Source organism: Frigoribacterium salinisoli, from assembly GCF_054781095.1.
The window spans coordinates 26,628-41,698 of sequence record NZ_BAAGVB010000001.1; the positions used below are offsets into that span (position 1 = coordinate 26,628).

Sequence of the window (15,071 nt, forward strand, 5' to 3'; positions counted from 1 at the left end):
GACGTGACCACCGCGGCCGACGAGGCGGGCGAGGCGCTCGCCCGCCTCGTCGTGGTCGTCGACCAGCTGCTCGCCGACGAGGGCGGGTGCGCCTGGAACCGGGCCCAGGACCATCAGAGCCTCGTCACCTACCTCGTCGAGGAGGCCTCGGAGCTCGTCGAGGCCCTCGAGGACGGCACGGCCGCCGACGTCCGCGAGGAGCTCGGCGACGTGCTCTACCAGGTGGTGCTGCACGCCGCGGTCGCTGCGCGGGCCCAGGGGGCAGGAGGTCCGGGGTCGGGGACGACGCTCGCTGCGGTCGTCGACGAGGTGCGGGAGAAGACCGTGCGACGGCACCCGCACGTGTTCGGCGACGCCCGTGCCGCGAGCCTGGACGACATCGTCGACGTGTGGTCGGCCGCGAAGGCCGTCGAGAAGGCGGCCCGGCAGAGCGCCTACGACGGCGTCGCGCGGACCATGCCGGCCCTCGCTCGAGCCCAGAAGCTCGAGGCGCGGCGTCGGGCTGCCCGGGACGCCGCGTCCGGAGCGGCGGGGGACGCCAGGCTCCGTGAACCGTCCCCGCCTCGTCCGGGAGGGGCGTTGTCCGCCGCGGCCGACGAGCGCGAGTGGGGGCGCCTCCTGCTGGCCGAGGTCGACGCCGTCGAGGCCCGCGGCTTCGACGTCGAGCGCGCCCTCCGGTCCGCGGTCCGGGAACGCGAGGAGGTACTGCGCGCGGAGGAGCGGGTCCGGGCCGACGCGCGTCAGCGAGGCGAGCAGCAGGCCTGACCCGGGAGGGTCGACAGCGCGCGTCGTGCGGGCGGCGGGGAGGGAGAGCGGGGCGGCCTGCCCACCCGAACGAGAGGCCGCCCCGACGTGGACCCGGGATCGGACGAGGGGAACGTCGACCACACCAGGCGTGACACGCCACCGCGTCGGGCTCGGGATCAGAACGAGCACCATACGGCATGCCGAGTCTGACATGTCGGAATGCTGGATGTCAACCCGATGGCGAGGGCGGAACAGTCAGGGCAGGTCGGGCCCCCGCGGAGGGCGGGGGCCCGACCCGTCGGCCCTGCCCGCAGGGAAGGGAGGGCCACCAGTCGGCGCCACGCAACCCGATCCGCGACGCCTGCGCCGAGGATACGCGACATTCCACATGCGCGACAAGTCCGCCAGGCACCCCTCTGCTCTGGGAGGATGTCCCCATGCCGTCACCCGTCAACCCGCCGCGCGGGATGCGCGACTTCCTGCCCACCGAGAAGCGTCGCCGCGAGCGCGTGCTGGGCGTCGTCCGCGACGTCTACCGCTCCTACGGCTTCGACGAGATCGAGACGCCCGTCGTCGAGGACTCCGCCCGCCTGCACTCCGGGCTCGGCGGTGACAACGAGAAGCAGGTCTTCGCCGTCCTCCGCCGCGGCCTCGACCTGGACGACCTGCGCGCGGCCGGGTCCGCCCTCGAGCTGGCCGACCTGGGCCTCCGGTTCGACCTCACCGTCCCGCTCGCCCGCTTCTACGCCTCGCACCGGGCCGAGCTGCCCTCGGTGTTCCGCTCCGTGCAGATCGCCCCGGTCTGGCGCGCGGAGCGACCCCAGAAGGGGCGCTACCGCCAGTTCGTGCAGTGCGACATCGACGTCCTGGGCGAGGCCGGGCCGCTCGCCGAGGTCGAGCTGCTCGGCGCGACCTCGGCCGTGCTCGACGCCCTGGGCCTCACGGGCACGCACATCCGCATCAACGACCGACGTGTGCTGGCGGGGCTGCTCGCGTCGTGGGGCGTGCCCGCGGACCGCACGGACGCCGCCCTCGTCGTCGTCGACAAGCTCGACAAGATCGGGGTCGACGGGGTCGCCGCCGAGCTCGTCGAGCTCGGCGTGCCCGCCGAGGTCTCCAGCGCGTCGCTGCGACAGCTCGAGACCGCGACGTGGGAGCTGGGCGAGTCCGGCGACGCCGCCGCCTGGCTCGACGCCGAGGCGTTCGCCGCCCTCGTGGCCCTGCGCGACGCGCTCCCGGGCGTCGACCTGCGCTTCGACCCCACGCTCGTGCGCGGCATGGGGTACTACACCGGCACGATCTTCGAGGTGGCGCACCCGGACTTCGGCTACTCGTTGGGCGGCGGCGGTCGCTACGACGGGATGATCGGCAGGTTCCTCGGCCAGGACGTCCCCGCGGCAGGCTTCTCGCTGGGCTTCGAGCGCATCGTCGACCTGGTGGAGCTGCCCGACGACGACGAGGGCGACGGCGTCGTCCTGCTGCACGACCGCCAGGTCGACGTCGCGGCGCTGGCCCGGCTCCGCACCGACGCCGTCGCCCGCTGGGGGCGCGTGCGCCTCGACCGTCGTGCGAAGAACACCGGCGCGCAGCTCGAGGGCCTCACCCGTGCGGGCTACGGACGCTTCGCCTTCGTCCGCACCGGGGACGAGCAGCTCGACGAGCTCGAGCTGAAGCCGCTGGTGCGCGACTGACGTCGCCCGCGCGCGGCTGACGACGCGGGGCGCGACCGGGTCGACGCGGCCCGCGGGGCCGTGCGGGCCTCCTGCCGGTCCGGGGTCGCGGCTAGGATCGAGGGTGGCGCCACGTCCCGGCGTCCCCCGTGCACACGACCCCCAAGGAGTCCACCGTGGCAACGATCGACGCCGTAGGCGCCCGCGAGATCCTCGATTCCCGTGGCAACCCGACCATCGAGGTCGAGGTCCTGCTCGACGACGGGACGGTGTCGCGCGCTGCCGTGCCGTCGGGCGCGTCCACCGGCGCCTTCGAGGCGTACGAGCTGCGCGACGGCGACGCCGACCGCTACGCGGGCAAGGGCGTGCTCAAGGCCGTCGACGCCGTGCTCGACGAGATCGGGCCCGAGCTCGAGGGCGTCGACGCCACCGACCAGCGCCTCGTCGACCGCGCCATGATCGAGCTCGACGGCACCGACAACAAGAAGCGCCTCGGCGCCAACGCGATCCTGGGCGTCTCGCTCGCCGTCGCCCGCGCCGCGGCCGACTCGGCCGACCTGCCGCTGTTCCGCTACGTGGGCGGCCCCAACGCGCACACGCTGCCCGTGCCGATGATGAACGTCATCAACGGCGGCTCGCACGCCGACAGCAACGTCGACATCCAGGAGTTCATGATCCTGCCGATCGGCGCCGGGTCCTTCTCCGAGGCCCTCCGCTGGGGCACCGAGACCTACCACGTGCTCAAGTCCGAGCTGAAGGCGCAGGGCCTGTCGACCGGTCTCGGCGACGAGGGCGGCTTCGCGCCGGACCTGTCGTCGAGCCGCGCCGCGCTCGACCTGCTCGTCGCCGCCATCACCAAGGCCGGCTTCACCCCCGGCACCGACATCGCGCTGGGCCTCGACGTCGCGTCGAGCGAGTTCTTCCGCGACGGCTCCTACGCCTTCGAGGGCGGCACCAAGAGCGCCGCCGAGATGTCGTCCTTCTACGCGGACCTCGTCGCCTCCTACCCCCTCGTCACCATCGAGGACCCCCTGGACGAGGACGACTGGGAGGGCTGGTCGCACCTCACGGGCGAGATCGGCTCGAAGACCCAGATCGTCGGCGACGACCTCTTCGTCACCAACCCCACGCGCCTCGCGCGGGGCATCGAGGCGGGGGCCGCCAACGCCCTCCTGGTGAAGGTCAACCAGATCGGCACGCTCACCGAGACGCTCGACGCCGTGTCGCTCGCGCAGCGCAACGGCTACAAGGCCGTGCTGTCGCACCGTTCGGGCGAGACCGAGGACACCACCATCGCCGACCTCGCCGTCGCCACCGACTGCGGTCAGATCAAGACGGGTGCCCCCGCGCGCAGCGAGCGCGTCGCGAAGTACAACCAGCTGCTCCGCATCGAGGAGGAGCTCGGCGACGCCGCGGTCTACGCCGGTCGCAGCGCCTTCCCGCGCTTCACCGCCTGACGGTCCCCGCGGCGCCCCGGCGCCCACGGTGACGGGCCCGCTCCTCCGCGCGAGGGGCGGGCCTCCGTCGTTCCCGGCGAGGGTCGTCTACCCTCGGAGCATGCCCCGTGAGCCCAGGACGAGACGAGTCCCCGTGTCGCTGCCCGTCACCGAGGGCGGAGCAGGAGGCTGGCTGCGCCACGTCCGCTTCTCGGGCTTCAGCGCGCTCATGCTCGTGATCCTCGTGCTGTTCGTGGTCGTGCTCGCGCCGTCGCTGCGCACGCTGGTCCAGCAGCAGCAGCAGATCGCGTCCCTCCGCGACGAGGTCGAGCGGCAGGAGGACGACGTGCAGGAGCTCCAGGGCGACGTCGCCCGCTGGAGCGACCCGGCCTACATCGAGGCGCAGGCCCGCGACCGGTTGCTCTACGTCTACCCGGGCGAGTACAGCTACCTCGTGATGGGCGACGACACCGTCCCGACGGCGGACGATGGGGTGCCGGTCAGCGACGAGCTGCAGACCCCCGAGGTCGACTGGGTGGGCGCCATGACCTCGTCCCTCTTCGACGCCGGGCTCAGCGACCGGGTCGCGACCGAGCTGGTCGCGCCCGACATCGGCGGGCAGGCTCCCGGATCATCCACGACGAACGGCGACCAGCAGTGACGACCCCTCCCTTCGACCCCGTGACCGAGCACGACGTCCGCGTCGTGACCGCCCAGCTCGGCCGCCCCGCGCGCGACGTCGTGGGCATCGCCGCGCGGTGCGCGTGCGGCTCGCCCACGGTGGTCGCCACCAAGCCGCGGCTCAGCGACGGCACGCCGTTCCCGACGCTCTACTACCTGTGCCACCCGGGTGCGACGGCCGCGGTCTCCACGCTCGAGGCCACGGGCGTCATGACCGAGTACAACGAGGCCCTGGCCGACGATCCCGAGCTCAGGAGGCGCTACGGCGCCGCGCACGACGCCTACCTCGCCGACCGCGAGGGCCTCGAGCACGTGCCCGAGATCGCGCACGTGACGGCCGGTGGCATGCCCGAGCGCGTCAAGTGCCTGCACGCGCTGGTCGGACACGCCCTGGCCGCGGGCCCCGGCGTCAACCCGCTCGGCGACCTGGCCCTGGAGCGCGCCTCCTGGAGCCCCGACGTCTGCCGGTGCCCCGACTGGCTCGCCGACGCCGACGCCGACGCCGCGTCCGACGAGCGCGCCATCGCCGACGCCGACGCCGCGTCGGACGAGCGCGCCACCGCTGCCGACGGCGCCGCCGCCGCCCCGGTCCGCCAGGGGAGCTGACCCGGCGTGCGGCCCTCCCGAGCACGTGCCGCCACGGTCGCCCTCGCGGCGGTCGTGGCGCTCGGCACGGCGCTCGTGCCCGCGGCGGCCGCCACGGCGGACCAGATCCGTGACGCGCAGTACTGGCTCGACGACTACGGGGTGCGCGACGCCTGGCAGGTGACGCGCGGCGCCGGGGTCACGGTCGCCGTCGTCGACACCGGCGTCGACGGCTCGGTGGCCGAGCTGGAGGGCGCGGTCGTCGGCGGCACCGACTTCTCGGGCCAGGGGTCGGCCGACGGGCAGCGCCCCGTCGGTGACGACTCCAGCCACGGCACCCTCGTCGGCTCGTTGCTCGCCGGTCGCGGCACGGGCACCGGGGACGGTGTGCTGGGGGTCGCCCCCGAGGCCGAGCTCCTGAGCGTCTCCGTGGGCTTCGGCGCCGCGGCCGCCGACAGCGACCAGCAGATCGCCGACGCGGTCCGGTGGAGCGTCGACGCCGGTGCCGACGTCATCAACATGTCGCTGACCCGCAACACCCTCGACTGGCCCACGAGCTGGGACGACGCGTTCCTGTACGCCATGGAGCACGACGTCGTCGTCGTGGCGGCCGCCGGCAACCGGGGGAGCGGCACGACCGAGGTGGGGGCCCCGGCCACGATGCCGGGAGTGCTCACGGTGGCGGGCGTCGACCGGCAGGGCACGGCGAGCTTCGACGCGTCGAGCCAGGGCATCACGATCGGCGTCGCCGCCCCCGCGGAAGACCTGGTCGGTGTCGGGCCGGGTGACGTGCACTACCTCTGGCAGGGCTCCAGCGGTGCGACGCCCCTCGTGGCCGGCATCGTCGCCCTCGTGCGGAGCGCCCACCCCGAGCTCGACGCGGACGACGTCATCGAGCGCGTCGTGGCGACCGCCGAGAGCCGGGGCACGAGCGATCCGGACCCGCTCTACGGTCACGGCCTCGTCGACGCCTCGGCCGCGGTGAGCGCGACCGTGGCCCCGGTCGGTGCGAACCCCATGGGTGACCTCGCCGAGTGGGTGCGCCTCCACCGACGCGCGGACGTCCCCGTGCAGGCGACCGTGCCGCCGGTGCAGCCCGTCCCGGCCCCCACGGCCGCGGCCGGGGACGACACGTCCCTCGCGGGGCTGCGTCCCTCGGTCGAGACCGTGCGCGGCACGCTGGTCCCGCTCGGCGTGCTCCTCGGCTTCGGCCTCGCCCTGGTGGCGGTCCTGGTGGCGGGCGGGCGGCAGGTCATGAGGATCCGCCGACAGGGGTAAACTCGGCGCGTCCGTCCCCGAGCCCAGGAGTTCTCGACCGTGCCCAACATCCTCATCGTCGGCGGCGGCTACGCCGGTCTCTACACCGCCTGGAAGCTCGAGAAGTGGCTGCGCAGGGGTGAGGCGACGGTCACGATCGTCGACCCGCTGCCCTACATGACCTACCAGCCGTTCCTCCCCGAGGTCGCCGCCGGGTCCATCGAGCCCCGCCACGCGGTCGTCTCGCTCCGTCGCCACCTCACGAAGACCCGCGTCGTCACGGCGAAGGTCACGAAGGTCGACCACGCGACGAGGACCGCGACCATCACCCCCGAGGTCGGTGAGCCGTGGGAGGAGTCCTACGACCAGATCGTCATGACCGCGGGCGCCGTGTCGCGCACGTTCCCGATCCCGGGCGTCGCCGACGAGGCCATCGGGCTCAAGACGATCGAAGAGGCCGCGGCGATCCGCGACAAGCTGCTCACCAACTTCGCGTCCGCGGCGAACCTGCCGGCGGGCCCCGAGCGCGACCGCCTGCTCACGGTCGTCGTCGTCGGTGGCGGCTTCGCGGGCATCGAGGTGTTCGCCGAGCTCCGCAGCTTCGCCAGCGACCTGCTGCAGCAGTACCCGACGCTCACCATCGACGACACGCACTTCCACCTCATCGAGGCGATGGGGCGGATCATGCCCGAGGTGTCGCTCGAGACGAGCCACTGGGTGCTCAAGGACCTCGCCGAGCGCGCCGCCACGGTGCACCTCGACACGCAGCTGAAGTCCGCGGTCGGCGGCGTCGTCGAGCTGTCGACGGGCGAGTCGTTCGAGTCGGACCTCATCGTGTGGACGGCCGGCGTCATGGCCAACCCCATGGTGCGCAGCACCGACTTCCCGCTGGAGGAGCGCGGCCGCATCACGGTGCGCCCCGACCTGCGCATCGTCGACGGCGACGTCGCTGTGCCCGACGCGTGGGCCTGCGGCGACGTCGCGGCGACCCCGGACCTCACGGGCAAGGGCGTCGGCGGCTTCTGCGTGCCGAACGCCCAGCACGCCGTCCGCATGGGCAAGCGCCTCGCCAAGAACATCGTCGCCGACCTGCGCGGCGAAGAGCTGGTCGACTACCGCCACGACAACCTCGGGGCCGTCGCCGGTCTCGGCATCGGCACGGGCGTGTTCCAGTCGGGCAAGTTCGCCCTCAAGGGGTTCCCGGCCTGGGTCGCGCACCGCGGCTACCACGGCATGGCCATGCCCTCGTTCGAGCGCAAGTTCCGTGTCGTCACCGGCTGGGTGAACAACTTCTGGTTCGGCCGTGACGTCGTCTCGCTCGACGACCGCGAGCAGCCCCGCGCCGCGTTCGAGCGCTACGCGTCGCGCCCGAAGCCGGCCGCCGAGGCCGCCCCGGCCGCGCCGGCACCGACGCCCGGCCAGCCCGCCGGCGAGGCCGGTCCCGCCTACGCCAACCCGGTCGAGGACGACGGCACCGCCAAGAAGGGCGCGGTCGCCGCGAGCTGACCGCCCGTCGTCTTCACCGACGCCCGTCCCTCCTGCTGGAGGGACGGGCGTCGTCGTGCCCGGCGGGTCACGCCACGCGCGCGGCCGGCACCACCTCGCGGCTCGGTATCCTCGACGAGGGCCCCCGTAGCCCAATCGGCAGAGGCAGGCGACTTAAAATCGCCTCAGTCAGGGTTCGAGTCCCTGCGGGGGCACGCCCGTCCTCCTGCCCTCGACCGGGTCCCGACGCGGTCGGCGAGCGAGGCGGTCAGGGCGTCGCGGTGACCGGCTCCACGAAGCGCACCCACAGCCACGCGGCGACGGCGACCACCGTGACGAGCGCCGCGGCCACGACGACCGGCACGACCGGGAACGCCGCGGCGGGGTTGCCGACGAAGACCACCGCGGCGGCCGTCACGCCGACGAGCGCGGTCGCGAGGTGGGCCGGGCGGTGCCACGCCCAGAGCGCGCGCCCGGGCGCGGCTCCCACGGGCAGCAGGCCCAGCACGAGCGAGCCGAGTCCGGCGAGGCACACCGTCGCCAGCGTCTCGCGGAGCAGCTGCGGTCCGAAGCCCGGGGACGTCCCCACGACCCCGTGCAGGGCCCAGGCGCCGATCGGCACGAGGACGAGGGCTGCGAGCTGGGCGAGCGCGGCCAGGCCACGGGTGCGCACGTCGGCGCGCTCGTCGGCCGGCACGGTCCCGTCGACGGGTCGCAGCACGACCGCCGCGGTGACCAGTGCGCCGAGCACGAAGGGCGGGTCGAGCGACAGGAGGCGCGTGGCGCCCGCGGCGACGGCCGCGGCGAGCAGGAGGCGGGGGGACACGCGCACCACCGTGCGGAGCGACCGTCGACCCCGGAGGCGGGCGACGGCGACGGCGGGCAGGACGAGGCAGACGGAGTTCACGACCAGCAGCCCGAGGGCGATGCCGCCGAAGAGCCGCGCGTAGCGCAGCTGTCCGTCGACGCCGGCCGCGAGGGCGATCACGGCCGCACCGGCGAGCACCGTCAGGACGGTGGCCACGCGCGGGTCGAGGCCCTTCTCGTTGAACGAGGTCGGGACCTCGCGCGCGCGGTTGCGGCCCGTGAGGCGGGCGTGCACGGCCCGGCGACCGCGCACCGCGGCCGCAGCGAGCCGCGCCGGCAGGACGGCGACGAGCAGGAACGCGAGGGCGAGGGCCGCAGCGAGCAGCCAGGTGGGCCCCGTGGTCGCCTGGCTCGGGCTCGGGAGCTGGTCGCCGAACCCGGTCGCCACGGTCCAGCCGGAGTCGGCGCTGGTCCCCGTGCCGTCGGGCTCGCCGCCGCCGGAGCTGCCGGGGCCCGTGCCGCCGGGAGGGCCGCTGCCGGCGCCGGCGCCCGCGTCGTCGGTCCCGTCCCCGGCCCCGTCGTCCGTGCCGTCGCCGGGCGCGCCCGGTGCCCCGCCCGGAGGCGTGGTCGCCGGGGGCGCGCTCGCTCCCGGACCCGACGGCTCGGTCGGGGTGCCGGGCGGGGTCGCCGCGCCGCCCGGGGGAGCCGCGCCGACGCGCAGCGTGACGCCCGCCCCGGGCGGGCCCTGGTTGCCCGCGGCGTCGATCTGGGCCGCCTGCACGCTCCTCGTGCCGACGAGGAGGGGCGCGCCCTCCGACGAGCAGCGCCAGGTGCCGCCGAGCACGGGCGACTGGCAGACCGCGCTGCCGTCGACGTAGACCGTGACCGTGGCCGACTCCTCGCCCGTGCCCTCGAACGTCACGGGTTGTCGTCCGACGCTCGTGCCGGCCGCGGGGGCGGTCAGCACGGGCGCGGCGGGTGCGTCGCGATCGAGGACGACGGTGGCGGTGGCCTCTCCCGACACGGGCACGTCGGGCACGGCCGGCGTGGACTGGGTGGCGGTCGCGACGACGGTGCCGGTGGGCCAGCCGCGTGCCGGCAGCAGGGTGGTCCAGCGGCCGTCGGCGGCGGCGCGTGCGGTCACGGTGGGCCGACCCGGAGCGGCGACCGTGACGGTCGCCCCTGCCTCGGCCGTCCCGCCGAGGCGGCCCAGGACGAGCGCACCGCCCTCCACGGTGGGCGGGACGAGCACCGAGAAGGGCGCCGAGGTGACGGGCAGGAGCCGCGGGTGCGTCACGTCCTGGACGGTCACGGTCCCGCGCGAGACGGTCCCGAGGGTCGCCACGCAGCTCCAGGTGCCCAGGGGCGTCGTCGCGGCGGTGCACGCGTCGGTGCCGGCGGGACCGAGCACGTGGACCCGGCTGCCCGGCGCGGCCGTGCCCCGGAGGCGGACGGTCCCGGTCCGCTGGTCGCCCGGCGGGTCCACCGTCGGAGGCGTCGGCGTCGGCGTCGGCGTGGGGGTCGGGCTCGGCGTCGGCGCGCCCAAGGAGGGCGCGGGCGCCGGCGGGGACGGCGCGGCCGAGGCCGGCACCGCGGGCGAGGCCAGCACCAGGGCGAGGAGCAGCCCCGCGACGAGACGCCGGAGGCCCCCTGGCGCCTGCCCGCGGACCTCCCGGGGGGAGCCGGGCAGCACCGTGTCCCGGGTCGCACCAGCAGGTGCGGTCCGGAGCGTGGTCGGGGTGCGCGTCTCGTTCACGTCCTCCCATTCAGCCCCACTCCGGGGGTCACGTCAATCGGTCGGAGGGAGGACCTCGGAGGGTGGACAGGTCCGCCGTCGCGGTCGGGGCGACGCACGGCAGGGCGTGAGTTCGCCCAGAGAACGGGTCTCGTCCCGTTCTCCCGGAGGGCGCTGTCCTACAGTGTTCGAGGGGCTCCCGCGCCGAATCCGACGGCGCACCACCAGGAGGCCCTGCGCACCGAGGGAGTGATCAGTCATGGAACCCGCCACCGTCGGCATCCTCGTGACCGTGGGCGTCGTCGTCCTGCTGGCCGTGATCGTGGGGATCTGGTTCTGGTCCGCCCGCACCACGTTGATCGCCCGCCGCGTGCGGGTGGACGACGCCTGGAGCGACATCACCACGCAGCTCGCCCGCCGGGGAGCGCTCGTCCCCGACCTCGTCGAGGCGGTCCACGGCTACGCGACCCACGAGACCGCGGTCTTCGAGCGCCTCCTGACGGCACGCGACGAGACGACCAGCGCCACGACGCCGACCGAGGCCAGCGTGGCCGAGGCGGAGGTGCAGACGTCGCTCAAGGCCGTGTTCGCGGTCGCCGAGTCGTACCCCCAGCTGCTCTCGAGCCAGGCGTTCCTCCGGCTGCAGTCCGAGCTCGTCGAGACGGAGGACGGCATCCAGGCCGCCCGCCGCTCGTACAACGGCAGCGTGCGCGAGCTCAACGCGGGTGCGAGGTCGTTCCCGGCGAAGCTGTTCGCCCGGGGGCCGGCCTACGCCGAGCGCGAGTTCTTCGAGGTGTCCCAGCCGTCGGCCATCGCCGAGCCACCGCGCGTCCAGTTCTGACGCGGCGTCAGGGCGAGCCGGCGACGGCGGAGCGCAGCTCGGCGGCCAGGTCGCCCCGGTCGACGACCTCGATCGCCCCGAGCCCCTGCCACGCCGCCGCCTCGTCGAGCAGGCGCACGACGCGTCCGACGTCGACCGGCAGGTCGCGCTCGCGCCAGGCGGCCTGCACGCGCAGCACGCCGGCCTGACGGTCGCTCTTGAGGTCGACGCGCCCCACGAGCCGGTCGCCCTGCAGGACGGGCAGCACGTAGTAGCCGTGCACGCGGCGCTCCCGCGGGGTGTAGATCTCGATGCGGTAGCGGAACCCGAAGAGCCGCTCGGCCCGCGGCCGGTGCCAGACCACCGGATCGAACGGCGAGAGCAGGGCGTCGGCGTCGATCGCGCGCGGCAGCCGTGCCCCGGCGTGCAGCCAGGCCGGACGGCTCCAGCCCTCGACGGCGACCTGTCGCAGCACGCCGGCCTCGGTCAGCGTGCGCAGGGCCGGCGCGACGTCGGCGGCCCGCAGGCGGAAGTAGTCGGCGAGGTCGTCCGCGGTGCCGACCCCGTGCGCCCGGGCGGCGTGCTCGACCAGGGCGAGGTGCGCCTCCTGTCGGCTCACCCGACGCGCGAGGACCTCGGGCGGCAGCACCTGCTCGGGCAGGGCGTAGACCCGTTCGAAGCGACGTCGCCCGGCGCTGACGAGGTCGCCCGTGCGGAAGAGGGCCTCCAGGCCGCGCTTGACGTCGCCCCAGCCCCACCACGGGCCCGTGCGCACGTTCGCGTCGTGCTCGACGAGGCTCGCGGGCAGCGGCCCCTTCTCGCGCAGTTCGGCGAGCAGCCACGACGCGGTGCCGGGGTTCGCCGACAGCCAGGAGTCGCCCTGCGACCAGGCCTCGCGGTAGGCGTCCATGCGCCAGCGGAGCAGCGGCCAGGTGTCGACGGGGACGATGGCCGCCTCGTGCGCCCAGTACTCGACGAAGCGGCCGGGCGGGGCGAGGACCAGGCCGTCGAGCTGCGCCCGGTCGTAGGGGCCGAGCCGGGCCAGCACGGGCAGGTGGTGGCTGCGCTCGAAGACGTTCACGGAGTCGATCTGCAGCAGGCCCAGCCGCCCCACCGCGCCGACGAGCTGGCGCGTGCCGACCGCGGCCGGTCGCGGCCGGCCGAAGCCCTGGGCGGCCAGCGCGACCCGTCGGGCGAGGGGCAGGGAGAGCTGGTCGACGGCCACACGGCGACCCTAGCGAGGGCCGCCGACACATGCCATGTCAGGCATCGACCCGGCCCTACACTGGCCCCATGAAGCGGCTGTCCCGGCTGCGCCGTGCCCTGGCGCCCCGTCCCGAGGGCGAGCGTCCCGCTGGTCCCCCGGCAGGAGGCCCGCCCGCCCCCGTCACGCCCCCTCCCGTCGTGCCCCCGGCCCCGCCCTCGGCCCCGGCCGGCGTCCTCGTCGACCCGTCCGTGCCGCGGGGCATGGTCATCGCGGGGGCCTGGTCGTGGCGGATCCTCGTCGTCGTGGCCGTCGTCGCGGTCTTCGTGTGGCTCGTGGTGCAGCTGCGGATCATCGTGATCCCGTTCATGGTGGCCCTGCTGGTCTCGGCCCTGCTGGTGCCGTTCTCGTCGTGGTTGCAACGGCACCGCTGGCCGAAGTGGCTCGCCGTGGTGGTCACCCTCGTCGGGACGATCACGATCGTCACGGGGCTCGTCTACGCGGTCGTCGTGCAGGTGCGCGACGGCTGGCCGGACCTCCGCGACCGTTCGATCGACGCCTACGCGGACCTCAAGCAGGTGCTGCTCGACTCGCCCCTGCACGTCACCGACGCGCAGCTGAACGGCTACCTCGGCGACGCGCTGCGGACGCTGCAGCAGGACAGCGCGCCGCTGCTGCGCGGCGCCCTCTCGGTCGGCACGACCGTCGGGCACGTCGGTGCCGGGCTCGTGCTCACCCTCTTCGCCACGATCTTCGTGCTCGTCGGCGGTCGCGACATCTGGGGCTGGTTCGTGCGGATCTTCCCGCAGAGCGCCCGCGTGCCCGTCGACGGTGCCGGTCGAGCGGGGTGGACGACCCTCACCAACTTCGTCAAGGTGCAGATCTTCGTCGCGGCCGTCGACGCCATCGGCATCGGGGCCGGAGCCTTCTTCCTGGGGCTGCCGCTCGTCGTGCCGGTGACCATCGGGGTGTTCCTCGGCGCGTTCGTCCCCGTGGTCGGCGCCGTCGTGACCGGAGCCGTCGCGGTGCTCATCGCCCTCGTCTACAACGGCTGGGTGGTGGCGGTCGCGATGCTCGCGGTCGTGATCATCGTGCAGCAGCTGGAGGGGCACTTCCTGCAGCCGTTCGTCATGGGCAGCGCGGTCAAGGTGCACCCGTTGGCCGTGGTCTTCGGCGTCGCCGCGGGCGCCCTCCTCGCCGGGATCCCCGGCGCGCTCTTCGCCGTGCCCGTGCTCGCCGTCGTGCACGAGGTCGTCGACCACCTCGCCGGCGGGCGGTGGCGCTCCGAGCCCGGCGCGCCCGCCCCGACGACGCCCGCTCCACCCCTCGTCGAGACCGCAGGAGCTGCCACCGATGCCTGAGCCCACGATCGCCGGTCCCACCCTCGCCGACTTCGAGGCCGCGCGCGAGCGCGTCTCCGGCGTCACGCGCTGCACGCCCATGGAGAGCTCGCAGTACCTGGCCCAGGTGCTCGGTTCCGCCGTGCACCTCAAGTGCGAGAACCTGCAGCGCACGGGCTCGTACAAGATCCGGGGGGCCGTCAACCGGCTGTCGCAGCTGACGGCGGAGGAGCGCGAGCGCGGCGTGGTCGCGGCCTCCGCCGGCAACCACGCCCAGGGGGTGGCCCTCGCGGCGAAGGAGCTCGGCATCGCCGCGACCATCTTCATGCCGGTCGGCGTGGCCCTGCCGAAGCTGCAGGCGACGAAGCACTACGGCGCGGACGTCGTGCTCAGCGGGCACTCCGTCGAGGAGGCCCTGCGCGCGGCGCGCGACTTCTCGGAGACGACCGGGGCCGTCTTCATCCCGCCCTTCGACCACCCGGACGTCATCGCCGGCCAGGGGACGGTGGGCCTCGAGATCCTCGAGCAGGTGCCCGACGTCGACACGATCGTGGTCCCGATCGGCGGCGGCGGCCTCATCTCGGGCATCGCCAGCGCGGTCGCGCAGCGCACCGCGGGCACGGGCAGGGTCGTCCGCGTGATCGGGGTCCAGGTGGCCGCCGCGGCGCCCTTCGCCCTGTCGATGGAGCGGGGCGAGCGGACCGACGTCGTCGCGCAGCCCACCATCGCCGACGGCATCGCCGTCGCACGGCCCGGGGTGCTCAACTTCGAGATCGTGCGCGACACCGTCGAGCGCGTCGTCACCGTCGACGACGACGACGTGGCCCGGGCGCTCATCGTCATGCTCGAACGGGCCAAGCTCGTCGTCGAGGCCGCGGGCGCCGTCGGCGTCGCCGCCGTGCTCACGGGCGAGCTGCGCGACCTCGGCACGACCGTCATCGTGCTCAGCGGCGGCAACATCGACCCGCTCATGATGGAACGCGTCATCGGTCGCGGCCTCGTCGCCGCCGAGCGCTACCTGGGGCTGCGGATCGGGCTGCCCGACCGACCCGGCCAGCTCACCCGCGTCTCCGAGATCCTCAGCGACGCCGGCGCCAACGTCGTCGAGGTCCTGCACACCCGGCACGGTCGCGGCCTGCAGATCAGCGAGGTCGAGCTCGAGATCAGCGTCGAGACGCGCGGACCCGACCACGTCGACGAGGTGCTGCGGCGGCTGCGCGAGGCGGGGTACGACCCCGTGACCGACTTCTAGGGCGTCGCCCGCGACTCCTGCGCCCCGGCACGACGCACGACGGCCCCGCTCC

12 protein-coding genes and 1 tRNA gene are annotated in these 15,071 nt (G+C 74.7%); 11 read left to right on the top strand and 2 right to left on the bottom strand.

Annotated features, from left to right (window positions below; genetic code table 11):
• The first annotated feature begins 3 nt into the window (after nt 1-3).
• The 8 genes from ACYVHQ_RS00140 to ACYVHQ_RS00175 all read left to right on the top strand — a co-directional run bounded on the left by ACYVHQ_RS00140 (nt 4) and on the right by ACYVHQ_RS00175 (nt 8,076).
• Nucleotides 4-765, top strand: coding sequence for a MazG nucleotide pyrophosphohydrolase domain-containing protein (locus ACYVHQ_RS00140; protein WP_460509761.1), 762 nt, complete (start codon nt 4-6; stop codon nt 763-765).
• 419 nt (nt 766-1,184) lie between these two features.
• Entirely contained in the window at nt 1,185-2,438 is a 1,254-nt protein-coding gene (gene hisS / locus ACYVHQ_RS00145) for a histidine--tRNA ligase (RefSeq protein ID WP_460509763.1), read from the top strand.
• Between the two features lie 155 nt (nt 2,439-2,593).
• Nucleotides 2,594-3,874: a phosphopyruvate hydratase gene (gene eno / locus ACYVHQ_RS00150; protein WP_460509765.1), complete on the top strand. Its 1,281-nt coding sequence runs from the start codon at nt 2,594-2,596 to the stop codon at nt 3,872-3,874.
• A 100-nt stretch (nt 3,875-3,974) separates the two neighbouring features.
• A complete protein-coding gene (locus ACYVHQ_RS00155; protein WP_460509767.1) occupies nt 3,975-4,514 on the top strand; it encodes an FtsB family cell division protein in 540 nt (179 codons plus the stop codon).
• Complete coding sequence (locus tag ACYVHQ_RS00160; RefSeq protein WP_460509769.1) at nt 4,511-5,140, top strand: DUF501 domain-containing protein; 630 nt, start codon at nt 4,511-4,513, stop codon at nt 5,138-5,140. The genes ACYVHQ_RS00155 and ACYVHQ_RS00160 overlap by 4 nt, the downstream gene beginning before the upstream one ends.
• Nucleotides 5,141-5,146: 6 nt before the next feature.
• A complete protein-coding gene (locus ACYVHQ_RS00165; RefSeq protein WP_460509771.1) occupies nt 5,147-6,397 on the top strand; it encodes a S8 family peptidase in 1,251 nt (416 codons plus the stop codon).
• Between the two features lie 39 nt (nt 6,398-6,436).
• On the top strand, nt 6,437-7,882 hold the full coding sequence (locus tag ACYVHQ_RS00170) for an NAD(P)/FAD-dependent oxidoreductase (RefSeq protein WP_460509773.1): 1,446 nt from the start codon (nt 6,437-6,439) through the stop codon (nt 7,880-7,882).
• A 120-nt stretch (nt 7,883-8,002) separates the two neighbouring features.
• Nucleotides 8,003-8,076, top strand: a tRNA-Leu gene (locus ACYVHQ_RS00175).
• Between the two features lie 53 nt (nt 8,077-8,129).
• Here ACYVHQ_RS00175 and ACYVHQ_RS00180 read toward each other — a convergent pair.
• Complete coding sequence (locus ACYVHQ_RS00180; RefSeq protein WP_460509775.1) at nt 8,130-10,424, bottom strand: hypothetical protein; 2,295 nt, start codon at nt 10,422-10,424, stop codon at nt 8,130-8,132.
• 238 nt (nt 10,425-10,662) lie between these two features.
• Between ACYVHQ_RS00180 and ACYVHQ_RS00185 the strand changes: the two genes are divergently transcribed.
• Nucleotides 10,663-11,244 carry a LemA family protein gene (locus ACYVHQ_RS00185; RefSeq protein WP_460509777.1) on the top strand — a complete coding sequence of 194 codons (582 nt, stop codon included), beginning with the start codon at nt 10,663-10,665 and terminating at the stop codon, nt 11,242-11,244.
• A gap of 7 nt (nt 11,245-11,251) precedes the next feature.
• Here the strand turns inward: ACYVHQ_RS00185 and ACYVHQ_RS00190 are convergent, their stop codons facing one another.
• On the bottom strand, nt 11,252-12,448 hold the full coding sequence (locus tag ACYVHQ_RS00190) for a winged helix-turn-helix domain-containing protein (RefSeq protein WP_460509779.1): 1,197 nt from the start codon (nt 12,446-12,448) through the stop codon (nt 11,252-11,254).
• Nucleotides 12,449-12,516: 68 nt separating this feature from the next.
• On the opposite strand from ACYVHQ_RS00190, the gene ACYVHQ_RS00195 reads away from it, so the two are divergent.
• Together ACYVHQ_RS00195 and ilvA are read left to right on the top strand one after the other, a co-directional pair.
• Nucleotides 12,517-13,788: an AI-2E family transporter gene (locus ACYVHQ_RS00195; RefSeq protein WP_460509781.1), complete on the top strand. Its 1,272-nt coding sequence runs from the start codon at nt 12,517-12,519 to the stop codon at nt 13,786-13,788.
• Nucleotides 13,781-15,019 carry a threonine ammonia-lyase gene (ilvA, locus tag ACYVHQ_RS00200; protein ID WP_460509783.1) on the top strand — a complete coding sequence of 413 codons (1,239 nt, stop codon included), beginning with the start codon at nt 13,781-13,783 and terminating at the stop codon, nt 15,017-15,019. Before ACYVHQ_RS00195 ends, ilvA begins: the two co-directional genes overlap by 8 nt.
• Nucleotides 15,020-15,071: the final 52 nt, after the last annotated feature.